This is a genomic window from Sorangium sp. So ce448, from assembly GCF_051520915.1.
Lineage (GTDB): Bacteria > Myxococcota_A > Polyangia > Polyangiales > Polyangiaceae > Sorangium > Sorangium cellulosum_B.
This window is the reverse complement of record NZ_CP150343.1, coordinates 2,428,411-2,453,206: the sequence shown is the minus strand read 5'-3', so window position 1 is coordinate 2,453,206 and position 24,796 is coordinate 2,428,411. Positions and strand designations below refer to the sequence as shown.

Below are 24,796 nucleotides of genomic sequence, written 5' to 3'. Positions count from 1 at the left end.
TGAGAACCGTTGCTCAACCCCCTAGCGCACCCCGCGGTACTTCTCGGAGAGCGGCGCGCCGAGGCCCTATTGCAACGTCTGTAACTGTGCAGCGCAGCGCTGCCCCACGGGCGTCGTCGCGTTGATCTCCCGGCACCGCTCGAGATCGGCGCGCGCGTCGTCCACGAGCCCCCTCTTCTCGGCGATGCGGGCGCGCGCGTCGAACGCGTCCTGCAGCCGCGTGCACTCCGGCTGGTCGGTCTCGACCGCCCTCGTCAGCGCCTCGCGCGCCAGATCGAGCTCGCCGCGCTTCTCGTAGGCGAGGCCGAGCCGGTACTGCCCCACGCAGAAGAGCGGCTGCGCGGCAATCGCGCGGCGTAGCGCGTCGATCGCCTCGTCGTTCCTGCCCTTGAGCAGGTACGCCCAGCCCAGGTTGCCCCACGACTTCTCCGGTGAGGCGTACAGGATGTCCTCGGTCAGCGGCTTGAGCACCGCGATCGCCTCGTCGTAGCGCCGCTGATGCACGAGGATGACGCCCAGCGCGTTCTTCGCGTCCCGCATCTCCGGGTTCGCCTCGAGAGCCCGCCGCGCCATCTTCTCGGCGCTGTCGAAGCGGCAGTCGCTGGAGTGAGCATCACCCGCGCAGAAGCCGAGGAGGATCAAGGCGCCTAGATAGGACGCCTCGGCGTTGTCCTCGTCGTGCGAGAGCGCCTGCTCGACGTGCGCCAGCGCCTCGCGCAGGCGGCCGCGCTGGAACGAGTCGCGCGCGAGATCATATTCCGCGAGCGACCGTGCGTCGCTCGTCTGCGCCGAGGGCTGCGCGCCGCCGCACGACGCGAGCAGCGCAACGGACGCAAACGACGCAAACGACAACAGCGACCCCATCGACACGACAGCAGCCGCGCCGCGGATGCACCCCGCGCGGGTCGCTGCTGTCCTGTGTCGCTGCGAGGTCATGTGCGATCTTGAATCCGCTGCCGAACGATGCCGCGGCGCGGCACATTGTCAGGACGGGACTTCGCCTGCCCTGCGGGGACCCCTGAGTAAACCAGGCCGCTTGTCACGTCAACCTGCGAATCTCCCTGGAAGACGCGGCGCGTTCTCAGGATCCCGATTCGGCTTCCAGCAGTTGTCGGGTCGGCGTAGGATGGTGGCGCAGGCGGTTCCTGCTCGTCACTGTTCGCCACGGATCTCGTCCTTGAGACCCAGCAGGCCGAACAACCTCCGCAGCGCTTCGATATCGGGGATCTCGAGGCGCTCGTCAGCGACGCGCAGGTACTGGCCCTCCCGGAGCTGCTGGACGGCGCGCTTCACCGTGTCCACGTCGAGGCCGACGCGGGTGGATAGCTCCATCGGCGAGATCGCGAACGAGGCGCCGTTCGAGGCGGCGCCGCCGGTGGCGCGCGACTGCTGAGCGAGCTTGAGGAGCGCGTTCACGACCTTCGACTGCGTGTCGGTGAGCATCATGATCTCGATCTGGTCCTCCGCGTCGCGGAGCCGACCGACGAGCTGCTTGATGATGCGCATCGCGACGGCCGGGTTGCGCTCGACGAGGTTCTGCAGCGTGCCCTGATCGAGCGCGAGCGCGACCCCGCGGGAGAGCGCGATCGCCGTCGACGAGCGCGCCGCGCCGCCGAGGAGCGCGGATTCGCCGAACAGATCGCCGGGCTTCAGGACCATCAGGCTGCGCTCGGCGCCGCGGACCTTCTTGATGAGCCGGACCCGCCCTTCCTCGAGGAGGTACGCCTCGGTCCCGGGCTCGCCCTCGCGGAAGATGACGTCGCCGGCCTCGAACGGGCGGCCGAACCGGGCGCGGAGCCGCTCGGGATCGGGCACCGGCTCGGCCGACTCCACGCGGGCGGACAGCGCGGCGGGCTCCTCGCGCGACGCGGCGGGGACGGAGGGAGAGCGAGCAGGCTCCGCTGCCGCGGCGGGCGGCGGAGCGCGCTCCGCGTCGCTGGGGCTCGAGGCCTCGCGCTCCGCGTCGGGTGCGACGCCGTCCCCTTCAGGCGAGCTGATCATCGGGGCGGAGTGTATCCCAGCTCGGCCGGCTTCGCGTCCGGCGCGCGCACATAGAGCGGCTCCAGGAGCGCTGGATCGTGCGGGGCCGCCGCGGGCCCGCGCTCGCCGCCCGCGGCGGCCGCCCGGAGACGGTCGATCGCGAGGCGTCCGATCCATGTCGCGTCGGGGAAATCCAGGGCGTCGCCCCGCGCGGCGAGCGGCCGGAGCGCCTCGATCTCCTCGGCGACGGCGCCGACGACGACGATGCGGCGCCCCGCGGCGAGCCCGGCCACGACATCGAACGCCGCGTCGCGCGGCAGGTGGCGCGGCGGGATCGAAGGCGCCGCCGCGGGCGCATCGAAGGCGGCCAGGAAGACCTCCCCCTTCTTGGCGTCGATCAGCGGGACCAGGAGATCGCCGGGGCTCGCCGCGCCGGCGGCGAAGGCGGCGGCGGCCATCGCCTCGAGCGAGGTGACGCCGGCGACCGGGACGTCCAGCGCCAGCGCGACGCCCTTGGCCGCCGCGACCGCCACCCGGACCCCGGTGAACGAGCCGGGCCCCACGTCGCAGCCGAGCGCCTGCACCGACGCGGCCGGTAGGCCTGCCGCGGCGAGCACCTCGTCGACGGCGCCGAAGATGCGCTCCGCGTGCCCGTGCAGGTCGGCGTAGGTCGTCGCCGCGAGCAGCCGCGCGCCGGCCGCCGGCGCCGCGGCGAGGCCGGCGGTGGAAAGCGCGCCGCCCCGCGACGCCGCCGCCTCGGCGTGCAGGTCCACGTCCGCTGCTTCGAAGAGGGCGGCGCTGCCGCGCGGGGTCGAGGTCGAGAGGGCGAGGAGCTTCAAGGCGCGCTCGGGAACGTTGCAGCCGCGATGCTGTCTGGCAGAACCTCGGGCCAAGGGCAACGAGCTTCGGCGAGGCGCTGGGGCCGCTGTCCGTCCGACGGGGCCGAAGGGCGGGGTGCGAGCCGATGCGCGATCAACGAGCGATGCTGCCGGCGCTCCTCGTATCGGCGCTCGTCCATCTGGGCGCGTGGAGCTCGGCGCGGCTCGGGCCGGAGGTGCCTGCCAGCGATCCCGTCGGGCCAGCGGCGGAGCGCGAGCCGATCGATCTCTGGACCGGGCTCACGGCCGCGCTGCCGGGCAGCGGCGGCGCGGCGCGCCCGAGCGACGCTCGCGGCGGGCGCGACGAGACCGGCGAGCGCGGCGAGCCGACGAGCATGCCAACGGCGCGCGCTCCGGCCGATGCCAGCCGGCCCACGGCGCCTGCAGAGCGCACCGCGGAGGCCGGCGGCGAGCCGGCGCCGCCCATGGCGGCCGCGTCGCGCGGCCCGGCAGCGCCCCCGCCCAAGGCGACGCCCCGGCCCAAGGCGACGCCCCGGCCCGCAGAGCGACGCCGGGAGCCCGCGGCGAACGGGGAAGCCGGCGCACCGGCGCGCTCCGCCGCCGCGCGGACGAGCGCTGGCGCCGGAGAGGACGGCGAGGGCGACTTCGGGGCGGCCGGCGTCAGCGCTGTGCGCAACCTCGGGCGCGCCTTCACGAGGGCCATCCCGCCCGCGTGCCAGGCGGATCCGAGCTGGGCGACGCTCCCGCCCGGAAGCGCGGGGAAGGCGCGCTTCGTGATCGACATCGACGACGCCGGGCACATCGCGACGTGGCGTCCGGAGCCCGGAGGGGAAGAGCCCGCGCGACACCTGAGCAACCTGGCGAAGCGGACGATCGCGCTGCTCGGCGGCGGGACGTTCGCGGTGGCGCGGGGCGCCGTGACGGCAGGGAAGCAGACGCTGGAGGTGAGCGCCGTCGTCCGCGTCGGCGAAGGCGCGGGAGAGACAGGCGCCCCTGCCGATCTGGCGTGGCGCTTCGAAGGGGGGCGCGGCAAGGCATCGTTCGTCCAGCCCGGCGGTCGCCTGGTGGAGGTCGTCGTCCAGGTGGTGCGCACGGAGGCCGCGCGAGGCGCGCCTCCTGGCTGAGCGGCCAGCGGACCGCGCGTGCGTCTCCTCGTCCGGCCCACGGAGCAGCTCGGCCGCGGCGCGGAGCACTTTCCAGCGGCGGTCCTTGCGCGCTTGCGGTCGCGCCTCGAGGCTCTACGTCCGGCCCGTGGGACGGCTCCGCGCTGCCGCATGGGCGTGTGTCGGGTTCCTCGGGACCGCACCGCTCGCTGCCTGCGACGACCGGGCAGCCGCCCTCTCGCCCCCTCCATCGCTCCGCGGCGCGGCGAGCGCGCCGTGCTCGGTCCTGCGCGCGGAATCGCCGCCCGAGCCGCCAGCGGCCCGCGGCGCGATGACCCTGCCTGCGCTGATCGAGCAGGTGCGGCCGGTGGTGGTGACCATCACCACCTTGCGCGCGCCCTCGTTTCCAGACGGGCGCGCGGGCCCGGCGCTCCCGTTCGAGGGCCGTGTGCAGCGGGTGGAGCGGGCGATCGGATCCGGGTTCGTGATCGCCCAAGAAGGGCTCGTGCTGACGAGCGATCACGTGATCGGCGACGCGTTCGGCATCGAGGTGCAGCTCTCGGACGAGCGCGCCTTCGAGGCGACCGTGGTCGGGCGGGATCCGACGCTCGACGTGGCGCTGTTGAAGCTGCTCGGAGCGGGGTCGCTGCGGGTCGCCTCCCTCGGATCGAGCGCGCCGGTCCGGCCGGGCGACGGCGTCATCGTGATCGGGAGCCCGTTCGGGCTCGGACCGACCGTGACCCGGGGCATCATCAGCGCGACGTCGAGGCCCATGGGCACGGGGAGCCTCGACGGCTTCCTCCAGACCGACGCCGCCATCAACCCGGGAAACAGCGGCGGGCCGCTCTTCGACGCCACGGGGCAGGTGATCGGCATCGCGACGGCGATCCACGCCGATGGCCGCGGCATCAGCTTCGCCCTGCCGATCGACGAGGTGCTCGAGATCCTGCCCGAGCTGCGGGAGACGGGCCGCGTGGACCGAGGGCGCATCGGGATCAGCTTCCAGGAGGTGACCCCGCAGCTCGCGCGGGTGCTCCGGCTGCCAGGGCGGATGGGCGCGCTGATCACGGAGGTCGAGCCGGAGGGCCCCGGAGCGCGGCTGGGCTTCAGGCCGGGCGACGTGATCACGTCGGTCGAGGGGCGCCGCGTCGAGCACGCGCGCGAGCTCGCGCGCATGCTCCGGCGAGCCAAGCCGGGAGACGAGGTGGAGCTGATCTACAAGCGCGACGGCGCCGACCGGCGCGCGACGATGAAGCTCGATCCCTCGGCCCCCCACGAGCCGTCGTCGAGCTGGCGCGCGCTGGAGGATCGCGCGCCGAGGGACGCCGAACAGCCGCCGTTCGGCGTGCTGGCGAGCGACGCCCTGGAAGGAGCGCGCATCGAGTCGGTCGCGCCTCGGAGCCCTGCGGCTGGCCGCCTGGAGGTGGGCGACGTGGTGCTCGACCTGAACGGCGCGCCGGTGCGGGGCGGCGCCGACCTGACCGCGCGCCTGGGCGCGGCGGCACACCAGGATCTCCTGTTGCGGGTACGGCGCCACGGGGCGCCCCGCTACCTCGCGGTCCCGGCGCGCTGAGCTGGCATCGCTCCAGCGACCTCGGTCCAGCGCGCTGAGCGCGGGCGACACACTCACCGAGCGCTGGCCACACGCCCGCCGAGCGCGGGCCACATGCTGGGGAGCGCGGGCCCACGGCTCACCGAGCGCGGGCTACATGCTGGAGAGCGCGGGCCCACCGCTCACCGAGCGCGGCCTACATGCCCGCAATGGACGCTGCTACGTTACGCCGCATGGGAGCTTTGGCAGGCGCGAGGTGCCCGATTTGCCGCAAGTCGGCGGGGCCCAGGCCCGAGAACCCGGTCTTTCCGTTCTGCTCGCCCCAGTGCAAGCTGGTGGACCTCGGCCGCTGGCTCGACGGTGGCTACAGGGTGCCTGGCCCGCCCGTTTCATCCACAGGGGACGCCGAGACCCTGGAATCGAAGGGACGAGCCGACGGGCTCGACGGGAACATCCAGGAAGAGGACGAATGATCGCTCGTCGCGCGCTTTGCCTGCTCACCGTTCTCACGTCGGCCTCCATGACGTCCGCGGCCCTGGCTCAGCAGGGGCAGCCGCTCCCGGGGACCTCGCCGAGCGTCGGCGCCAGCGCTGCCTCGCCCGCCGGCGCCGCGGCCGCGCAGCCGAACCCGTACGATCCATCGATGCAGGCCGGAGGCCTGGCGCCGCCCCCTCCGATGACCACGCCCGAGCCGGAGCCCGCCGCCCCCGACGGCACAGAGCAACGCCTCGACGAGGCCAAGGAGCGGGACTCGGGGCGCGGCCTCGAGATCGTCTGGCTGAACGTCGAGGGAGGCTACGAGAACGTCGGTCTCCAGACGTTCAACATCGACGAGGACGACTTCACGGCCGGGTTCGTTTCGAGCGCGGCCAACGGGGGCGTCATCGGCGCGGGGGCCGGCGTCCGGCTCCTGTACTTCACGCTCGGCGCCCGCGGACGGGTCGGGTTCTTCAGCGACTGGCAGCTCTTCACCCTGGGCGGCGAGGTCGGCATGCACCTGCCGCTCGGGAAGCTCGACCCGCACGTCGATCTGGGCTTCGGCTACGCCGGCCTCGGCAGCGTCAAGAGCGCGGTGAGCGGCGCGGCCGACGCCATCGCGATCCGCGGCTTCTACGGGAGGGTCTCCGGGGGGCTCGACCTCTACCTGTCGCCGGTCTTCTCGATCGGCGCGAACGCGAGCTGGGAGCTCCTGGCGCTGACAAGGCCGGGGCTCTCCGCGGCCGCGATCGAAGGGATCAAGGGCGGAGCCGCCGCGCCCCAGCAAGCCAAGGCCGATCTGCTCGCGGCCGAGGGCTCCAGCGTGGGCTCGGCGCTCGCCCTGACCGCGGTCGCCGGGCTCCACTTCTAGCCGCAGCGAAGCCAGCTCCACCGCCCCGCCCCTCGCGCCCATGAACGCCGCCGCCGCGCTCCTCTGGCTCGCCACCGTCGCAGCGCCGCTCGGAGGGCTGGCCGCGCTCCTCGTCTGGTCGCAGCGCCTCTATGGCAGGCGCCGGTTCGCGGTGGCGACCGCGCTGCTCGGCGCGCTCGCGTTCGTGCCGGCGCTGCTCATCGAGACGTTCCTCCAGCGCTGGCAAGGCGTTGACAAGGTCGCCAGCGCGCTCGACGCCGTCACGCTCGTCTACATCTTCGTGGTCACGGCGCCGCTGGAGCAGGGCCTCAAGGTGGCGGCCGTCGCGCCGATCGCGCGGCTGCGCGCCGTGGAGGAGCCGTTCGACGGGCTCGTGTACGCGGCCGCCGCGGCGCTCGGGTTCGTGTCGGCCCACAACGCCCTGTACCTGTGGGGCCGGCCGCTGGAGCCGCTCGACATCGCGCGGGCCCTCCTCGCCGTGCCGGCGCACCTCTTCTTCGCCTCGCTCTGGGGCTACGCGCTGGGCCGCGAGCGCACGCGGCCGCTGGGCGGCCGTCGCTTCAACGCCGCGTGGCTCGGCGCGATGGTGCTCAACGGCGCCTACGACTACATCGTCTTTGCGTGCCGCCCGGTAGCGCTCGTCATCGCGGCGCCGGTGCTCCTCGGCACCGGCCTCGTGACCTTCCTCGCCGCCCGCGACCTGCTCCGCCGAGGCGCGTCGCCGCACAGCTCGCAGCGCAGGGAACGCCGCTTCCTTCCGCGCATCGCTCCGCCCTCGCTCGGAACGTTGCGTGAGGCGCTCAGGCGCACCGAACGACCGGTGACGCTCACGTGGATCGCGTTCGGCGCGCTCGTCACGGTCGGGGTGATGACGACCGCGCTCGCGATCGCGATCGCGCTCGGCCACCGCTTCGGCGTCGACTTCGCGGCGGTGGACCGGGGCGACGCCTCGACCGCCGCAGCAGCGCCGCTCCTCCTGCTCGTCGCAGCGGCGATCGCGGCCTTCCCCTTCGCTGGTTATCTCGTCGCCCGGGCCTCGTCGACGGGCAGCGTCCTGGAGCCGGCCGCCTCGGCGGCGCTCGCCATCCTGGGCTCTCTGGTGCTGCTCGGCCTCGCGGCGCCCGTCGCCGTCGTCTTCGCGGCCGCGCTCGCCCCCATCGCCTTCAGCCTCGCGTGCGCGGGCGCCTGGATCGGCACGACCCGCTGAACGCGGCGCCGGCTCACGCCTGGCGCCAGAAATCCTGCCAGCCCGCTGGGCGTCGGCGCCGCGACGAGCTTGCGCGATCCCGACCTCGTCTCCGCAGCAGCGCTGGCCGGAGCTCGTGCGACCAGCAGACCTACGCGGTCGCCGCCTTCGCCGCCGGCGGATGCTTGGCTACCTCGTCCTGGAACCTGCGGAGCAGCTCCTGCGCTGCAGGCGACAGGTTCCGCGGCACCTCGACCTGGATGACCACCTGGAGCGCTCCGCGCCCGCGACCATCGATCCGAGGCGCGCCCTTGCCCTTGACCGAGATCACCTCGCCGGGCTGCACGCCCGCCGGGACCTCGACGTCGACGACCGTGTCGTCCGGCAGGTCGATCTTGACCGTGCTGCCGAGCGCCGCGTCCGCGAAGGAGATGGGCGCCCGCGTGATGAGGTCGAGCCCGTCGCGCTCGAAGCGCTCGTCCGCGGCGAGATCGACGTCGACGTACAGATCGCCGGGCGGCGCGCCCTGGGCGCCCGGCATGCCCTGGCCCGGCACCCTGAGCCGCTGGCCGCCGTCGATGCCGGCCGGGAAATTGACGACGACCTTCCGCGTCTTCTCGACCGCCCCGAACCCCTTGCAGGTGGCGCACGGCGTCTTGATGACCGACCCCTCGCCCGAGCATTCAGGGCACGTCTGGGTGAACATCACGAACCCGCGCGAGGTCGAGACCTGCCCGGCGCCGCCGCACGTACCGCACGGCTTGCGTTTCGTCCCTGGCTTCGCCCCCGAGCCGGAGCAGTCGTCGCACGCCACCGGCGTCCGCAGGACGACCTCCCGCTTGCAGCCGAGCAAGGCGTCCCGCAGCGAGAGCCGCTGCTGGACCCGGATGTCCTGACCACGCGCGGGCCCGCGCCGCCGGCGCTGCCCGCCGCCGAAGCCGCCGAAGAACTCCGAGAAGATGTCCTGGAAGTGGGAGAAGATGTCGCCGTCGGCCGCGCCGCCGATCCCCTCGAGACCGGCGTGCCCGAACTGGTCGTACCGCCTGCGCTTCTCCTCATCGGAGAGGGCCTGGTACGCCTCGGTGGCCTCTTTGAAGCGGGCCTCCGCCGACGCATCGCCGGGGTTCCGGTCCGGGTGGTTCTTCAACGCAGCCTGACGATAGGCCTTGCGAATGTCGTCAGGCGTCGCGTCTCGCGCGAGGCCAAGAACTTCGTAGAAGTCGCGCTTTTCACTCATGAATCGTGGACCGCCGCGTCGATCCTGCCCGACAGCGGGCACAGGCGCCGGCAGACCATAAGTCGTCGTGCGCGCCTGTCAACGCGTAATACAGCGTGAACGCCCGCAGTGGCTGAGCACCGGGACTTCTTCCGTGCGGGTTGCGGCGCTGCTACTGGCCCCGGCGCTGGAACGCGGGCGTGTCCCAGTCGGAGTCGAGCGGAGGGACGAAGCTCGCGCGGTCGCGCGGGCTGCCGCCTGCCGCCTGGACCTGCGGCGCGGGCCGGCGGGTGGTCGGATACGCGACCTCCTCGTGCCGGTGCGGCTGGCGCTGCGTCATGGGCATGGGAGGAGCGCTCGGGGCGGAGCGGCCCGACATCGGCCCGGCCGCCGCGGCCAGCGACGCTCCGATGGAGTGCGCGGTGGCGCGCGGCTGCGCGGCGCTCGCGAGCTGCTGCGGGACCTCGGCGACGAGGTGGTCGAAGCCGGTCGCGATGACCGTGACCTTGATCATCTCGCCCATGTTCTCGTCGATCGTCGCGCCGAAGATGATGTTCGCGTCCTCGTGCGCCTGCTCCTGCACGAGCGTCGCGGCCTCCTCGATCTCGCGCATCCGCATGTCGGGGCCGCCGACGATGTTGATGAGCACGCCGGTCGCGCCCTCGACCGAGATGTCGTCGAGCAGCGGCGAGCTGACGGCCATCTCGGCGGCGAGGCGAGCGCGGCCCTGCCCCTTCGCGCAGCCGGTGCCCATGAGCGCGCGGCCCATGTTCGACATCACCGTCTTCACGTCCGCGAAGTCGACGTTCACGATCCCGTTCTGCGTGATGAGATCGCTGATGCCCTTGATCGCCTGATAGAGCACCTCGTCCGCCTTGCGGAACGCCTCGACGAACGAGAGGTCCTCGTCGCCCAGCGAGAGGAGCTTCTGGTTCGGGATCGTGATGAGCGTGTCGACGTGCTCCGCGAGCATCGCTAGGCCGAGCTCGGCGCGGCGCGAGCGCTGCTTGCCCTCGAAGAAGAACGGCTTCGTCACGACGCCGACGGTGAGGCAGCCCTCCTCGCGCGCGAGCTGCGCGATGACCGGCGCGGCGCCCGTGCCCGTGCCGCCGCCCATCCCCGCGGTGACGAACACCATGTCCGCGCCCTGGAGGCACTCCTTCACCCGCGTCACGTCCTCGAGCGCCGCCTTGCGGCCCTTCTCGGGATCGGCGCCCGCGCCGAGACCGCGCGTGACGCTCGCCCCGATGTGGAGCTTGGTCGGCGCGAGGCTCGATCCGAGCGCCTGGGCGTCGGTGTTGACGACGATGAACTCCACGCCCTCGAGGCCGAAGTTGATCATCGTGTTGACTGCATTGCCGCCAGAACCGCCACAACCGATGACCTTGATCCGGGCGTCGTACCCGGTGTGCTCGTCGGCAAACTCGATGGAGAAACTCATGAACTCCTCCCGGGGAAGTACAGCTAGCCGCTCGGCCCGGCGCCGACCCCTACGGAGGTCGAGCGGCGCGGAACCCTCAGTGCGCGAGGACGTCCTCGCTCTGGACGGCATTCGAAGGGGCGCCTCTTCCCCTTCGAACACCGCGCTTCAAACCCTCTTGACTTCGAATTCAAGAGGGATCGCCAGTGCGCTATCGGACCCTCTCAAACCCAATTCTCTAACAACTTTCTCTGGCCACGTCATGCCTAGAATGCTGCTCGAAGCCAGTTCCAGAACCTCCCGCTCGACCTCTTTTCAATCGCCATTTCTTCGACGACATCTCGACGCGACTCGCGCTCGCGGAGCTTCTCGCGACGGATCTCCGCGCGCCCGGCGTGGCCGGCGTCGAGCGTCACCGGCGTGAGCGCGCGCGCCTGCGCGAGTGCGTTGGCGCCGTACTGAACGAGGCCCACGCCCGTCGCGTACTGCGGGCCGGCCACCAGCTGCGTGATGCCTCGCACGCCGACCGGCACGCCGAGGCGCACGGGCATCCCGAGGATCTCCTCGGCGAACTCTGTCATCCCTTCCATGAGGACGCCGCCGCCGGTGACCACCGCGCCGGCCGAGAGCTGCTCGAGCATCCCGGTGTCCTCGATCCGCTTGCGGATGACCGCGAAGATCTCCTCGACGCGCGGCTCGATGATGTCCGACAGGACGCGGCGCGCCGCCTTGCGCGGCAGGTGCCCGCCGACGCCGGGGACCTCGATCTCCTCCTCGTCGCCCACCATTCGGCCCAGGGCGCAGCCGGCGTTTCGCTTCAGGCGCTCGGCCTCGCCCATCGGCGTGCGCAGCCCGGCGGCGATGTCGGCCGTCACGTTGTTGCCGCCCGCCGGGATCACGCTGGCATGCGCGATTCCGCCGTCCACGTAGAGGAGCAGGTCCGTCGTACCGCCGCCGATGTCGATGATGGCGACGCCGATCTCCTTCTCGTCCTCGGAGAGCACCGCCTCGGCGCTGGCGAGCGGCTCCAGCACCACGTCGGCCACGGTGAGGCCGCAGCGCTCCGCGCAGCGGACGACGTTCTGCACGCACGAGGTCGCGGCCGTGATCAGGTTCACCTTCACGCCGAGCCGGACGCCGCTCATCCCGACCGGATCGCGGATGCCGTCCTGGTTGTCGACCGTGAACTCTCGCGGCAGGACGTGCAGGATCTGACGATCGGCGTCGACAGGGATGGCCCGCGCGCCCTCGAGGACGCGCTCGACGTCCAGCCGCGTGACCTCGCCGCCGGAGACCGCGGCGACGCCGTCGGATTGCTGGCAGCGGATGTGGCTGCCCGCGACGCCGGCATACACGGTGCGGATCTCGACGCCCGCCATCGTCTGGGCGGCCTCGATCGCCTCGGCGATCGAGCGCACCGTCCAGTCGATGTTGCTCACCACGCCCTTCCGCAGGCCGCGGCACGGGACGTTGCCCACCCCGAGGATGGTGATCCCATCAGCGTCGATCTCGCCAACGACCGCCGAGACCTTGGTCGTCCCGATGTCGAGTCCGACGACGATCTCAGTAGTCTCCATCCGGCTCTTCATTGCGTGCACCACCTCATGCGGGGACGAGCCCCATGCGCGTGTAAGGCGGGCACGACGCTGCCATGAGCCAGCAACACCGGCCAAGTTTTGCTCGGCGATCGCCGGCGCGGAGAGCGGGCGCGACGGCGCTCATCTCATCCTCACCACGACGCGCTCGGGGTGCGCGTCGTTGTCGAGGAAGATCACCGACGCGTTCGCCTTTCGCTGGGCGAGCTCGGTGAGCACCCGCGACGCCTGGGCGATCTTGTCCCGGTAGGGCGGCTGCCCGAGGTGGAGCGAGATCGCCTCCTTCCCGATGGTGACGACGATCGACCCGTCCCGCTCGACGTGGAGCTCCTGGGTCGGATAGCGGCGCGCGACGCCGGCGCGCTCCAGGTCCTCGACCACGTCGAGCAGGCGCCGGACCGCGATGACGACGCCGGGGCGATCCCGCGCCACCTGTTCGCCGGTGATCCCCGTGACGATCGGGAGGTCGACGGGGTCGTCGCCGGCGAGCTCCTTGAAGAGCTCGCCGTCGCGCGTCGCGAGGTAGAGATCGCCGCCGATGGCGACGAGGGCCTGCGCCTCCCGCTCGACGACGTCGACGTGGATCGTCGAGGGGAGCCTCCGCGTGACCGTCGCCTTCTCGATCCAGGGGTCGGTGGCGATCGAGGCGCCGGCGAGCTCGAGATCGAGCGTGAAGATGTTCTTGCCCACCTCGATGCCGCCGGAGCTGGCCACCTGCTCAGCGGTCCGGCGCTGGACGCCGTCGACGAGCACCGTGCGCACGGCGAAGCGAGGGCTCGACACGATGTAGCGGCGCGCGCCCCACGCGACGGCGGTCGATGCGACGAGCACGACGGCGGCGCCCGCGAGCAGCTGCAGGGCGCGGAGGTGGCGCGCGATGGGCCGCCGAGGGCGCGCCGCCGGGGGCGCGCCCTCCTTCGCCGTCGGGCGCGGCGGGCGCACGGAGACGCTGGTCGCGGGCGGGGCCGGCGACTCGTGTGCCGGCGGGGTCGACGCGCGCACGCGCTCGTTCTTCGGCGGCACCGCCGCCACGGGCTCGGGCTTCGAGCCGCGCGAGGCCGCCCGGACCGGCGGCGCCGCGGGCACCGACGGCAGCGAGCGGCGGCGGTTCGGCGGGGGCGCGCTGGGACGCTCGGTCATGAGCTGCCCTCCTGCGGCGGCGACTTCGCCTCGAGCCGCGCCTTGAGCCCCCGCACGCACGCGTTCACGTCGCCCGCGCCGAGCGCGATGACGACGTCGCCGGGCCGGGCGATCTTCTCGAGGGCCTCCGGGAGGTCGGCCTTGTCGGCGATGAAGCGCGCGTCGTGGTGGCCGTGCTCCCGGATCGACTGGACGAGGCGCTCCGCGGTGACGCCGGGGATCGGCGGCTCGCCCGCGGCGTAGATGTCCGTGACGAGCAGGACGTCGGCCTGGTTGAAGGCGCGCGTGAACTCGTCGAAGAGATCGCGCGTGCGGGTGTGCCGGTGCGGCTGGAAGGCCACGACGACGCGGTGATCCTCGCCGGGGAACGCCCGGCGGGCCGCGTCGATGGTGGCGCGGATCTCGGCCGGGTGGTGGCCGTAGTCGTCGATCATCGTGACGCCGCCGATCGACCCGACGACGGTGAAGCGGCGAGCGACGCCGCCGAACGTGGCCAGCGCCTGCTTGGTGACGTCGAGCGGCACCTCGAGCTCGTCCGCGACCGCGATCGTCGCGAGGCAGTTGAGGACGTTGTGCGCGCCCGGCATCTTCACCGTGAAGCCGCCGAGCGGCTCCCCCCGGCGGTACGCGTTGAAGCTCGTCTCGAGGCCGCGGAACTGGATGCCGCGCGCCGAGTAGTCCGACTGCGGCGAGACGCCGTACGTGACGTGGCGGCGCGGGATGCGCGGGAGCAGATCCTGGACGTGCGGGTGGTCGAGGCAGAGCACGGCGAGCCCGTAGAAGGGGACGCGCGCGGCGAACTCGACGAAGGCGTCCTTGATGCGCTCGTGCGTGCCGTAGTGATCGAGGTGCTCGGGGTCGATGTTGGTGACCACCGCGATCGTCGGGGTGAGCCGCAGGAACGATCCGTCGCTCTCGTCGGCCTCGGCGACGAGCAGGTCACCGGCGCCGAGCCGCGCGTTCGTGCCGAGCGCCGCCATCTTGCCGCCGACGACGACGGTGGGATCGAGGCCGGCGGCGCGCAGGACCGTGGCGACCAGGGAGGTCGTGGTGGTCTTGCCGTGCGAGCCCGCGATCGCGACGCCGTACTTCACGCGCATCAGCTCGGCGAGCATCTCCGCGCGCCCGATGACCGGGGTGCCGAGCGCGCGCGCCTCGGTGAGCTCCGGGTTCTCGGGGCGGATGGCGCTCGAGTACACGACGACATCGACGCCGCGGACGTTCTCGGCGCGGTGGCCGATGTCGATCCGGACGCCGAGCGACGTGAGCCGCCGCGTCGTCGAGCTCTCCTTGAGATCCGAGCCGGAGACCTCGAACTCGAGCGAGCGCAGGATCTCGGCGAGGCCGCTCATCCCGACGCCCCCGATGCCGACGAAATGGACGTGGCGAACGCGACCGCGGAACATCAGCCTGCCTCCTCCCAGCCGAGGCCAGCGCCGGGCGGCGCCGCCTGGTTCGTCACGGCGCCGCGCTGCGCGTCGCCAGCGCGCGCCGCGCGCCCTCCGAGGGTGGGGAAGCGCAGCGCGCGGTGGCGCGGAGCCCGCGCGAGCTCGAGCAGATCGGCGGCGACGCGCGCCGCGGCGTCCCGCGTGGCGAAGGCCGCCGCCGCGTCCGCCATGCGGGCCCGGTGCGCCGGCGCGGCCGCGAGCCGGCCGATCTCGTCGGCGAGGCGCATCTCGGTGGCGTCGCCCTGGGCGATCGCGACCGCGGCGGAGGCCCGCTCGAGGGATTGCGCGTTCCTCAGCTGGTGGTTGTCGGCCGCGAACGGGTACGGAATCAGGATTGAAGGGCGCCCGACAGCGCAGAGCTCGGCGAGCGTCGACGCGCCCGCACGGGCGATCACGACGTCGGCCGCGGCGAGCGCCTCCGCCACGTCGTCGATGAACGGGACGACGCGCGCGCGGCCTTCGAGGCCGAGCTCGGCGTAGAGCGAACGGACCGCGGCCTCGCGATCCCTGCCCGTCTGGTGCACCACCTCGAGGTCGACGCCGCGCTCGCGGCCTCGCGCGATCGCGCGAGGGACGACGTCGTTCAGCGCCAGCGCGCCCTGGCTGCCGCCGAGGACCAGCAGGCGGAGCGCGCCTTCGCGCGGCGCGTACGGGGCGCGGGCGAAGGCGCGCCGGAGGGGGACGCCGAAGAGGCGCACGGTGCTCGGGCGCAGCGCGCGCGCCGTCTCCGGGAAGGCGACGTACGCGCGATCGACGATCGGCGCGAGCAGCCGGTTCGACAGCCCGAGGACGCTGTTCGGCTCCAGGATCGCGACCGGAACGCCGAGCGAGCGCGCCGCGAGGGAGACCGGTCCGCCGGCGTACCCGCCGAGCGAGAGCGCCACGCGGGCGTCGAGCCGCTCGACGAGCCGCCTCGCCTCCGGGAGGACGCTGCCCGCGCGGGCAGCGCCGCGCACGAAGCCGGAGAGGCCGCCCCCGCGGAGCGGCAGGACGTGGAGCAGCTCGAGGTTGTCGCCGCGCTCGCCCATCACGCGCACCTCGATGCCGCGCGCGGTGCCGACGTAGACGACGCGCGCTTCTTCGTCGCGCGCCGCGGCGCGGACGGCGTCGCCCACGGCGATCATCGGGAAGACGTGGCCGCCTGTGCCGCCTCCGGCGATGAGCACGGTCACCATGCGCCGCCCTCCTCGGCCGACGCGGCGACCACGGCCGACGCGCTCGGCGCGTGCGGGACGGGCGAAGCGCCCGCCTCGCCGCGCTTCTCGGGGGCCACGACGGTCCGCGATCGGCTGATGCTGAGCAGGATGCCCGCGGCCGCGGCGTTCACGAGCAACGACGAGCCGCCATAGCTGAGGAACGGCAGCGTGAGCCCCTTCGTGGGGAGGATCGCCATCGCGACGGCGAGGTTCGTCATCGCCTGCACCCCGAAGAGCGTCGCGATGCCGAACGCCATGAAGCTGCCGTAGTCGTCGGCCGCCTCGAGGGCGATCTTCACGCCCCGCGAGACGATGACGAGGTAGGCCGCGCACAGGCCGAGGATGCCGATGAAGCCGAGCTCTTCGCCGACGATCGCGGACACGAAATCGGTGTGCGCCTCCGGCAGGTAGAGCACCTGCAGCCCTCGCCCGAGGCCGAGGCCGAAGAGCCCGCCCGAGCCGAAGCTCATGACCGACTGGAACGGCTGGTAGGCGAGGTCCGCGCGGTTGTTGTCCATGTCGATCCACGCGAGGTAGCGCGCGTAGCGGTACCCGCTGAAGCGAACGAGCGCGGCGCCGGCGAACGCCAGCAGCATGGAGAACGCGGCGATGTACGGGACGCGCGCGCCCGCCACGAACAGCAGCGTGAACGTCAGGAAGAGCAGCACGACCGCGCTGCCGAAGTCGGGCTGCTTGAGGCAGAGGAGCATCAAGAGCCCGACGACGAGGAGGTGCGGGAGGAAGCCGACGGAGAACGACTTGATGCGCTCGGCCTTCTTCGACAGCGAATAGGCGAGCCAGAGCACGATCCCGAGCTTCGCCACCTCGGCCGGCTGCACGTGGACAGGGCCGAGCGAGATCCAGCGGTAGGCGTTGCCGGCCTTGTGGCCGAGCCCCGCCACGCAGGCGACGAGCATCCCGGTGACGGTGATGAGCACCGGGTACGTGAGGACCTTGAGGCGGCGGTGATCGATGCGGCTCGTGATCCACATCGTGGCGATCGAGAGGACCGCGTAGACCGCCTGACGCTTGAGGAAGAACTGCGCGTCCTTGTAGCGGACCGTCGCCTCGACGGCGCTGGCGCTGTAGACCATCACCACGCCGAAGCCGATGAGCGCCGTGACGACCGCCGCGAGGAGCGCGTCGACCGGCCCCGACGGGCTCGATCGCACCTTCCAGAAGGCCTCGGCGGCCGCCGCGATCCCGCCCGGCGCCGCCTTCTCCTGGTCCGGGGGCCCGACGTGCCGGTTCTTGGGTGCGTCGGCGCGCGCGCCGAACGCGCTGCTCCACGACGTCACGACGCCACCTCCCCGGCGGCCCCGCCGCCAGCTCCCTGCAGCTCGCGGACCGCGCGGACGAAGGCGTCGCCGCGGTCCTTGTAGTCGCGGAACATGTCGAAGCTGGAGCACGCGGGGCTGAGCAGCACCGCGTCGCCCGGCCGGGCGAGGGAGCGCGCCGCGAGGACCGCCTCCGCCATCGAGCCCGCCCGCGCGATCGGCAGGACGCCGGCGGCCGCACCGGCGATGCGGTCCGCGGCCTCGCCGAGGACGACGAGGGCGCGCCCCCGCGCGCGCAGCGCGGACACGAGCGGGGCGTAGTCGCCGAGCTTGTCGCGGCCGCCCGCGATCAGGACGGCCTTCGCCTCGCGCAGGCCGGAGAGCGCGGCGACGGAGGCGCCGACGTTCGTCCCCTTCGAGTCGTCGTAATAGCGGACCCCGTCCACGTCCGCGACGAGCGCGGTCCGGTGCGCGAGCCCCTCGAAGATCGAGAGCGCGTCGCCGATCGCCGCCGCGGGGGCGCCGAGCGCTGCGGCGAGCGCGACGGAGGCGCAGGCGTTCGCGAGGTTGTGCGCGCCCGTGAGCCGCACGCGATCCAGCGGGTAGCGGGCGCCGGCGACGCGATCGACGATCGCGTCCCCCGCGGCGCTCACGTCCGCGCGGGCGTCGCGCGCGCTGAACGTCACGACGCGGGCGCGCCCGCGCGCCGCCTGGCGGGCGACGAGCTCGTCGCCGAACGGAACGACCGCGACATCGTCGGACGTCATGCGCTCGAACGGGTTGCCCTTCGCGTCGGCGTACGCCGCGAAGCTCGCGTAGCGGTCGAGGTGATCGTCCGTGATGTTCAGCAGCGCGTGGGCGCGCGCGTGCAGCGTCGGCACGCGCTCCGCCTGGAAGCTCGAGATCTCGAGGACGAGGACGTCCCACGTCTCGTCGACGACCTCGGCGAGGGGGGTCCCGAAGTTACCGCCGACGAACGTGCGGAGGCCGGCCCGCTCGAGCATCGCGCCCGTGAGCGCCGTCGTCGTGCTCTTGCCGTTGGTCCCGCCGACGAGCACGACGGGCGCCGATACGAAGCGCGACGCGAGCTCGAGCTCGCCGATGACCTCGCGCCCGGAGCGATCGACGGCGTCGAGCGCAGGAAACGACGGCACGCCCGGCGAGACGACCACGAGGTCGGCGCCGTCGAACAGCGCCGGATCGTGCCCTCCCGGCGCGAGGACGACGCCCTCGCCCTCGAGGGCCGCGGCCGCGGCGGAGAGCCGCTCGCGCGGCGCGCCGTCGTTCGCGATCACGCGCGCGCCGCGCGCGTTCAGGAGGCGCGAGGCCGCGACGCCGCTCCGGCCGAGACCCACGACGATCACTGTTCGCCCGCGGACGTCCATCATGCCCTCACCGCAGCTTCATCGACGCCAGGGACACCAGCGCCAGGAGGATGGAGATGATCCAGAAGCGGACGATGATCTTGGGCTCCGCCCACCCCTTCTTCTCGTAGTGGTGGTGGATCGGCGCCATCAAGAAGACGCGCTTGCCGGTGAGCTTGAACGAGAGGACCTGCGTGATGACGCTGACCGTCTCGATGAAGAAGATCCCCCCGAGGATGATCGACAGGAGCTCGTTCTTGGTGAAGACGGCGAGCATCCCGAGCCCGCCTCCGAGGGCGAGCGACCCGACGTCCCCCATGAAGACCTGGGCGGGGTACGTGTTGTACCAAAGGAACCCGATCCCCGCGCCGATGACCGAGCCGCAGTACACCGACAGCTCGCCGGCCGACGCGATCGCCGGGATGTCGAGGTAGGTCGCGAGCGAGAAGCTCGCGATGGAGGCGCCGACGATGTACGCGAGGATGAGGTAGGTCCCCGCGTTGATGATCACCGGGCCGATCGCGAGGCCGTCGAGGCCGTCGGTGAGGTTCACGGCGTTCGACGTGGCGACCACGACGAAGACGGCGAACGGGATGTAGACGTAGAGCGGCAGCTCGATCGGGTACTTCGAGAACGCGACGAACGGGATCGCGAGCCGCGTCCTGATCTCCGCCCAGTCCGGCGGGAGCTTGGACGCGAGCAGGAACGTGTAGGCCACGGCCGCGCCGCCGATCAGCACCTGGCCGATGAGCTTGTAGCGCCCGGGCAGGCCGCCGCTGTTCCGCCGCTTGATCTTGAGGAAGTCGTCCAGGTAGCCGATGACGCCGTAGCCCGCGGTGACGGCCGTCGTCGCGAGGACGAAGGGGTTCCTGAGGTCGGCCCACAGCACGGTGGGGAGCAGCAGGGAGAGCAGGATGAGGGCGCCGCCCATCGTCGGCGTGCCCGCCTTGATCTTGTGCGTCTCCGGCCCCTCGGCGCGGACCACCTGCCCGATCTGCTTGCGCCGGAGCTCGCGGATGAACCACGGCGCGAGCACGAAAGTCAGCACCATGGCGGTGATCGTCGCCATGATCGTGCGGAACGGGATGTAGCGGAGGACGTTGAGCCAGCTCAGCCAGCCGTAGTGGAACTTGAGCGGGTAGAAGAGCTCGTAGATCACCCCGCACCTCCGTGCGCCGGCCGCTCGCCGAGGGCCCGCGCGCGGCGCGCGGCGAGCGCGCGCCGCGCCTCGTCGCGATCGTCGAACGGCAGCGTGACGCCGCCGATGATCTGGTACGGCTCGTGGCCCTTGCCGGCGATGAGGACCACGTCCCCCGGCTCGGCGTCGAGCACCGCGAGCTCGATCGCGCGCGCCCGATCGAGCTCGACGACGACGCGCGCGCGCCCGGCGGCGAGCCCCGGCAGGATGGCGTCGGCGATCGCGCGCGGGTCCTCGCTCCGCGGGTTGTCGTTGGTGACGATGGCGACGTCGGCGGCGCGGCCGACCGCTTCGCCCATCTGCGGCCGCTTCAGCGGGTCGCGGTCGCCGCCGCACCCGAAGACGCAGAGGACGCGCCCGCCGCCGAGGGCGTGCACGCTCGCGAGCACGCGCGCCAGCGCGTCCGGCGTGTGCGCGTAGTCGACGAGCACGATCACATCGTCGGCGCCGGGGGTGTCACAGCGCTCCAGGCGGCCCGCGACCTGGATCGGAGACGAGAGCGCCGCGGCGGCGTCACCGACGTCGAACCCGAGCAGGTAGGCCACGGCGAGGGCGGCGAGCAGGTTCGACGCGTTGTGCGCGCCGAGCAGGTGGGAGCGGATGGTGACCTCGCCGACGGGCGTGCGGGCGCGGATGAACGTGCCGCTCGCGCTGTGCGCGAGCTCGACGGGGGCGATCTCCGCGGCGTCCGGGCCCGCGCCCACCTCCGCCGAGTAGCGCGCGAGCGTCGCCGCGGTCGGGCGCGAGAGCCCGCTGGGGGCGAGCATCTCGACGAGCTGCCGCCCGAAGGGATCGTCGACGTTGATGACCGCGGCGCCGGGGCCGAGATCCACGAACAGGCGCGCCTTCGCCGCCGCGTACGCCTCCATCGTGCCGTGGTAGTCGAGGTGATCCTGCGTGAGGTTCGTGAAGACGGCGATCCGGAACCGGACCGCGTCGACGCGCTTCGCCGCGAGCGCGATCGATGACACCTCCATCACGAGGTGCGTCGCGCCGCGGGCGACCATCGCGGCGGCTACGCGGGCGAGCTCGTCCGCCTCGGGGCTCGTGTGCGAGGCGTGGACGTCGAGATCGCCGAAGCGGTAGCCGAGCGTCCCGACGATCCCGGCCTGGCCGCCGCACCGATCGATGCAGGCCTGGACGAGGTGGGCCGTCGTCGTCTTGCCGTTCGTACCGGTGATGCCGACGACCTCGAGCGTGAAGGTCGGGTGTCCGTAGACCACGGCGGCAGCCTGGGCGAGCGCGAGCGGCACGTCCGGGACCTCGACGCGCGCGGCGCCGAGCGTGTCGGCCGCGCTCCCGCGGGCGACGATCACCGCCCGCGCGCCGCGCGCCACGGCCTCGGGGATGAAGCGCTCGCCGTGAGCGCGCGCGCCCGCGCGCGCGACGAAGATGTCCCCCTGCCCCACCTTGCGCGAGTCGAGGTGCACGCCCGTCACGACCATGTCCGCGGCGCCCGCCGGAGAGAGCGCGGCGCCCGGGATCTCGAGCAGCACGTCGCCGAGGCGGAGCGCGAGCTCGACCTCGGCCAGGCTGGCTTCCTTGTGATCGTGCTCCGTCATGTGGGGGGCTCGAAGATGAGCTTCAGGGGCGATCCCTTGGGCAGCACGGTCCCGGGCGGAGGCTCCTGGCGCGCGAGCCGCCCCGTGCCCTCGACGCTCGGATCGAGCCCGAGCGCGGCGGCGCTCTTCACGGCCTCGCGCTGCGGCAGCCCCGTCAGATCGGGGACGCGCAGCTCCCCCGCCTTGAGCGGCGCGGACGGCGTGACCACCCCCGTCGAGATCGGCGCGGCCGCGGCGCGCGCCTCGCTCAGCACCTGGTAGGTGCTCGCCGCGAGGTCCTCCCCCGACTGCTCGCTGATCTCCGACAGCTTCATCGGCACGCTCCCGCGCGGGGTAACGCCCAGGTAGCGCAGCGCCATCTCACCGACCCGACGGAAGACGGGCGCCGCGACCGAGCCGCCGGCGTACGTGCCGCCCATCGGCTCATCGAGCACCACCGCGATGGCGATCCGAGGCCGCTTGGCCGGGACGAACCCGACGAACGACGCGACGTAGTGGGTGTCGGTGTACTTGCCCGTCGCGGGATCGATCTTCTGCGCGGTGGCCGTCTTCCCCGCGACGCGGAACCCCGGGATCGCGGCCTCGACGCCGGTCCCGTCCCCCTCCGTCACCGCGACGAGCATCTCCGACATCATCCGCGCGATCGGCGCCGGCACCGCGTCGCGGCGCACGCGCGGCGACGGCTCCGACAGCGTGACGCCCGTGCCGTCGGTGACCCGCTTGATCAGGATCGGCTCGAGCAGCCGCCCGTGGTTGGCGATCGCCGCCGCGGCCATCGCCAGCTGGAGCGTGGTCACGCTGATCCCCTGCCCGAACGAGGCCGCCGCCGTCTCGACCTGGACCCACGGGCGGCCGCGCGGCCGCAGCACGCCCACGGACTCGCCCGGCAGCGGCACGCCGGTCAGGTCCCCGAAGCCGAACCGCCGGAAGCCCTCGTAGAGCCGCTGCTCGCCGAGCCCGAGCGCGATCTTCGCCGTGCCGATGTTGGACGACTGGGCGAGGATCTGCGGCACCGACAGCCACTTGTGAATGTGCGTGTCGTGGATCACGACGTTGTCGATCGCCATGTTCCCCTCCTCGCAGTAGATGGTCGCGCTCGGGGAGACGCTCTTCGCCGCGATCGCGCTCGCGATGGCGAACACCTTCATCGTGGAGCCGGGCTCGAAGCGATCGACGACGCAGCGGTTGCGCCGGGACCCCGGATCGCTCTGCGAGTAGTCGTTCGGGTTGAAGCCCGGAGCGCTCGCCATGGCGAGGATCTCGCCGCTCTCCGGATCGACGACCACGATCGATCCGCCGAGCGCCTCGTAGGTCTTCATCGCCGCCTCGAGCTCGCGCTCGGCGGTGAACTGGATGCCCTTGTCGATCGTCAGGTGGACGTTGTGCCCGGCGAGCGCCTGCTCGTCCTCGATCCCCTCGGAGAAGATGAGCCGGCCCGAGCGATCGCGGAGCCCGCGCACCTCGGACGCGTTGCCGCGGAGCTCGTGCTCCAGGCTCAGCTCGATCCCCTCCTTGCCCTCGCCGTCGGTGGCGACGAAGCCGAGCAGCGGGCCGGCGAGCTCGCGGTTCGGGTAGAAGCGGCGCCCCTCGCCCTCGATCACGAGCCCGCGCACCGGGTAGCGCTGCGTCCTGTCCCCGAGCGCGCGGACGTTCTCGACCTCCTGCTCGGAGATGCGGCGCTTGAGCCACGCGAAGCGGCGCCTCCGGCTGAGCTTCTCCACGACCTCCTCGAGCGGCAGCGAGAGCGCCTGCGCGATGCGCTCGGCGTACTGCTGGATCCGCATCGGGACGTACTTCTCCTCGATGCCGCGGAGCATCTCGACCGCGTCCACGGAGACGCTGGGCACCTCCACGCTCTCCGCGAGCGGCGCGCCGTTCCGGTCGTAGATGGTGCCGCGCTTCGGCGTGATGTGGAGCCGCCGCTGGCGCTGCCGCTCGGCGAGGTCGTACCACGCGTCCCCGTCCTCGACCTCGATGCGGTAGGCGCCGGACACGACGCCGCCCAGGCCGAGCGCCATGAGGCCGCAGAGCAGCCCCATGCGGATGCGGATCCACCGCGCGCGCCGGGGATCGAGGTTCTTCACGGCTGCGCTCCGCTCGGCGGCGCGCCGCCGGACTCCTCGCCTTCGGGCTCGCGCTCGCCGGGCGGCGCCGAGTAGCCCCGCACCGGGATCACGCGCTCGGGCGGGGGCGGCGTCATGCCGAGCAGCGAGCGGGCGACCATCTCCACGCGCTGGGGCGTCTCGTAGCTGGCCGCCTCGAGCGAAAGCACCCGCTTGACCTCACGCAGCCGCGCCTGCTCGGCGCGCGCCCGCCCGAGCTTGTAGCCCAGGTCGACCGTGCGCCCGCGCAGCGCGAGGTGCACGACGAAGGCCGCCACCGTCGCGGCCACCGCGAGCGTCCACAGGATGAGGAACGGACGCTGCTGCGTCACGCGAGCGCCTCCGCCCCGCCCACGCGCCGCGCGGCGCGGAGCTTTGCGCTGCGGGCCCTCGGATTGCCCTCGACCTCGTCGTCACCCGCGGTCACCGGCTTCTTCGTCAGCGGCTCCCAGACCTCGGGCTCGCGCAGCGCGCGCTTGACGATGCGGTCCTCGAGCGAGTGGAACGAGATCACGGCGAGCACGCCGCCCGGCGCGATGATCCTGGGCGCCGCCTCGAGCAGCGCTTCGAGCTGGTCGAGCTCTCCGTTCACCGCGATGCGCAGCGCCTGGAACGTGCGCGTCGCCGGATCGACGCCGCCGATGCGCGCCGGCCCGACGGCGCGCACCACGGCGCGCCGCAGGTCGAGCGTCGTCACGAGCTCGCCGCTGTCCGCCGCCTGCTTGATGCAGCGCGCGACCCTCCGGCTGCGGCGCTCCTCGCCGTAGCGGTAGATGAGATCCGCGAGCTCCTCGTCGCTGAGCCGCTCGATGAGCTCGAGCGCCGTCTCGCCGCGGCTCGGGTCCATCCGCATGTCGAGCGGCCCCTCCGCGCGGAAGCTCATGCCGCGGCCCGGGTCGTCGAGCTGCATGGAGCTCACGCCGATGTCGGCCAGGAGGCCGTCCACCTGCGGGACGCCGAGGGCCGCGAGGTGCCGCTCGATCTCGGAGAACTCGCCGTGAACGTAGGTCACCCGATCCCCCGCGCGGGCGAGCCGGGCGCGCGCGATGGCGAGGGCGCGCTCGTCGCGATCGATCCCGATGACCCGGGCGCCCGGCGTCTCGAGGATCGTCGCGGTGTGGCCGCCGGCGCCGAGCGTGGCGTCGACATAGACGCCCTCGCTGACCGGCGAGAGCGCGGCGAGCACCTCGCGGCCGAGGACGGAGACGTGCTGCTCGCCGCGCGGGCGCGGCGGCGGAGGAGGCAGGTGCATGGGGACTACATTGACGAC

Annotated in this window: 21 protein-coding genes; 5 read left to right on the top strand and 16 right to left on the bottom strand. The window is 72.9% G+C overall.

All coding sequences use genetic code 11. From position 1 onward, the window contains the following. Positions 1-66: 66 nt before the first annotated feature. The 3 genes from WMF45_RS09395 to tsaB all read right to left on the bottom strand — a co-directional run bounded on the left by WMF45_RS09395 (position 67) and on the right by tsaB (position 2,819). Positions 67-936, bottom strand: coding sequence for a tetratricopeptide repeat protein (locus tag WMF45_RS09395; protein WP_437716592.1), 870 nt, complete (start codon positions 934-936; stop codon positions 67-69). 216 nt (positions 937-1,152) lie between these two features. Further along, positions 1,153-2,001 carry a Crp/Fnr family transcriptional regulator gene (locus tag WMF45_RS09390; RefSeq protein ID WP_437716591.1) on the bottom strand — a complete coding sequence of 283 codons (849 nt, stop codon included), beginning with the start codon at positions 1,999-2,001 and terminating at the stop codon, positions 1,153-1,155. Further along, entirely contained in the window at positions 1,998-2,819 is an 822-nt protein-coding gene (gene tsaB, locus WMF45_RS09385) for a tRNA (adenosine(37)-N6)-threonylcarbamoyltransferase complex dimerization subunit type 1 TsaB (RefSeq protein ID WP_437716590.1), read from the bottom strand. The genes WMF45_RS09390 and tsaB overlap by 4 nt, the downstream gene beginning before the upstream one ends. 125 nt (positions 2,820-2,944) lie before the next feature. Between tsaB and WMF45_RS09380 the strand changes: the two genes are divergently transcribed. From WMF45_RS09380 to WMF45_RS09360, 5 genes are all read left to right on the top strand, one after another. Further along, the gene (locus tag WMF45_RS09380; protein WP_437716589.1) at positions 2,945-3,943 is read left to right on the top strand and encodes a hypothetical protein; all 999 of its coding nucleotides are present in this window, start codon (positions 2,945-2,947) and stop codon (positions 3,941-3,943) included. A gap of 127 nt (positions 3,944-4,070) precedes the next feature. After that, positions 4,071-5,495, top strand: a complete 1,425-nt coding sequence (locus tag WMF45_RS09375; protein WP_437716588.1) for a trypsin-like peptidase domain-containing protein — start codon at positions 4,071-4,073, stop codon at positions 5,493-5,495. A gap of 212 nt (positions 5,496-5,707) precedes the next feature. Continuing rightward, entirely contained in the window at positions 5,708-5,947 is a 240-nt protein-coding gene (locus WMF45_RS09370; RefSeq protein WP_437716587.1) for a DNA gyrase inhibitor YacG, read from the top strand. Then, the gene (locus tag WMF45_RS09365; protein WP_012234306.1) at positions 5,944-6,822 is read left to right on the top strand and encodes a hypothetical protein; all 879 of its coding nucleotides are present in this window, start codon (positions 5,944-5,946) and stop codon (positions 6,820-6,822) included. The genes WMF45_RS09370 and WMF45_RS09365 overlap by 4 nt, the downstream gene beginning before the upstream one ends. A gap of 40 nt (positions 6,823-6,862) precedes the next feature. Beyond that, entirely contained in the window at positions 6,863-8,029 is a 1,167-nt protein-coding gene (locus WMF45_RS09360) for a PrsW family intramembrane metalloprotease (RefSeq protein WP_437716586.1), read from the top strand. Between the two features lie 130 nt (positions 8,030-8,159). Here the strand turns inward: WMF45_RS09360 and dnaJ are convergent, their stop codons facing one another. The 13 genes from dnaJ to rsmH all read right to left on the bottom strand — a co-directional run bounded on the left by dnaJ (position 8,160) and on the right by rsmH (position 24,778). Then, positions 8,160-9,245, bottom strand: a complete 1,086-nt coding sequence (gene dnaJ / locus WMF45_RS09355; protein WP_437716585.1) for a molecular chaperone DnaJ — start codon at positions 9,243-9,245, stop codon at positions 8,160-8,162. 151 nt (positions 9,246-9,396) lie between these two features. Beyond that, the gene (ftsZ, locus tag WMF45_RS09350; protein ID WP_437298721.1) at positions 9,397-10,665 is read right to left on the bottom strand and encodes a cell division protein FtsZ; all 1,269 of its coding nucleotides are present in this window, start codon (positions 10,663-10,665) and stop codon (positions 9,397-9,399) included. 245 nt (positions 10,666-10,910) lie between these two features. Beyond that, the gene (ftsA, locus tag WMF45_RS09345; RefSeq protein ID WP_437298720.1) at positions 10,911-12,233 is read right to left on the bottom strand and encodes a cell division protein FtsA; all 1,323 of its coding nucleotides are present in this window, start codon (positions 12,231-12,233) and stop codon (positions 10,911-10,913) included. A 129-nt stretch (positions 12,234-12,362) separates the two neighbouring features. Beyond that, positions 12,363-13,379, bottom strand: coding sequence for an FtsQ-type POTRA domain-containing protein (locus WMF45_RS09340; RefSeq protein ID WP_437716584.1), 1,017 nt, complete (start codon positions 13,377-13,379; stop codon positions 12,363-12,365). Beyond that, positions 13,376-14,785, bottom strand: a complete 1,410-nt coding sequence (gene murC, locus WMF45_RS09335; RefSeq protein WP_437716583.1) for a UDP-N-acetylmuramate--L-alanine ligase — start codon at positions 14,783-14,785, stop codon at positions 13,376-13,378. The genes WMF45_RS09340 and murC overlap by 4 nt, the downstream gene beginning before the upstream one ends. After that, positions 14,785-16,002 carry an undecaprenyldiphospho-muramoylpentapeptide beta-N-acetylglucosaminyltransferase gene (murG, locus tag WMF45_RS09330; protein ID WP_437716582.1) on the bottom strand — a complete coding sequence of 406 codons (1,218 nt, stop codon included), beginning with the start codon at positions 16,000-16,002 and terminating at the stop codon, positions 14,785-14,787. The genes murC and murG overlap by 1 nt, the downstream gene beginning before the upstream one ends. Then, entirely contained in the window at positions 15,996-17,321 is a 1,326-nt protein-coding gene (gene ftsW, locus WMF45_RS09325) for a putative lipid II flippase FtsW (protein WP_437716581.1), read from the bottom strand. The genes murG and ftsW overlap by 7 nt, the downstream gene beginning before the upstream one ends. Further along, positions 17,318-18,688 carry a UDP-N-acetylmuramoyl-L-alanine--D-glutamate ligase gene (murD, locus tag WMF45_RS09320; protein ID WP_437716580.1) on the bottom strand — a complete coding sequence of 457 codons (1,371 nt, stop codon included), beginning with the start codon at positions 18,686-18,688 and terminating at the stop codon, positions 17,318-17,320. The genes ftsW and murD overlap by 4 nt, the downstream gene beginning before the upstream one ends. Before the next feature lie 4 nt (positions 18,689-18,692). Then, positions 18,693-19,823, bottom strand: coding sequence for a phospho-N-acetylmuramoyl-pentapeptide-transferase (gene mraY, locus WMF45_RS09315; RefSeq protein WP_012234296.1), 1,131 nt, complete (start codon positions 19,821-19,823; stop codon positions 18,693-18,695). Beyond that, positions 19,820-21,424 (bottom strand): UDP-N-acetylmuramoyl-L-alanyl-D-glutamate--2,6-diaminopimelate ligase, encoded by a 1,605-nt coding sequence (locus WMF45_RS09310; RefSeq protein ID WP_437716579.1) that lies wholly within the window; start codon positions 21,422-21,424, stop codon positions 19,820-19,822. Before WMF45_RS09310 ends, mraY begins: the two co-directional genes overlap by 4 nt. Further along, positions 21,421-23,508, bottom strand: a complete 2,088-nt coding sequence (locus WMF45_RS09305; RefSeq protein WP_437716578.1) for a penicillin-binding protein — start codon at positions 23,506-23,508, stop codon at positions 21,421-21,423. The genes WMF45_RS09310 and WMF45_RS09305 overlap by 4 nt, the downstream gene beginning before the upstream one ends. Next, positions 23,505-23,858 carry a hypothetical protein gene (locus tag WMF45_RS09300; RefSeq protein ID WP_437716577.1) on the bottom strand — a complete coding sequence of 118 codons (354 nt, stop codon included), beginning with the start codon at positions 23,856-23,858 and terminating at the stop codon, positions 23,505-23,507. Before WMF45_RS09300 ends, WMF45_RS09305 begins: the two co-directional genes overlap by 4 nt. Continuing rightward, positions 23,855-24,778, bottom strand: coding sequence for a 16S rRNA (cytosine(1402)-N(4))-methyltransferase RsmH (gene rsmH / locus WMF45_RS09295; RefSeq protein ID WP_437555344.1), 924 nt, complete (start codon positions 24,776-24,778; stop codon positions 23,855-23,857). The genes WMF45_RS09300 and rsmH overlap by 4 nt, the downstream gene beginning before the upstream one ends. Positions 24,779-24,796: the final 18 nt, after the last annotated feature.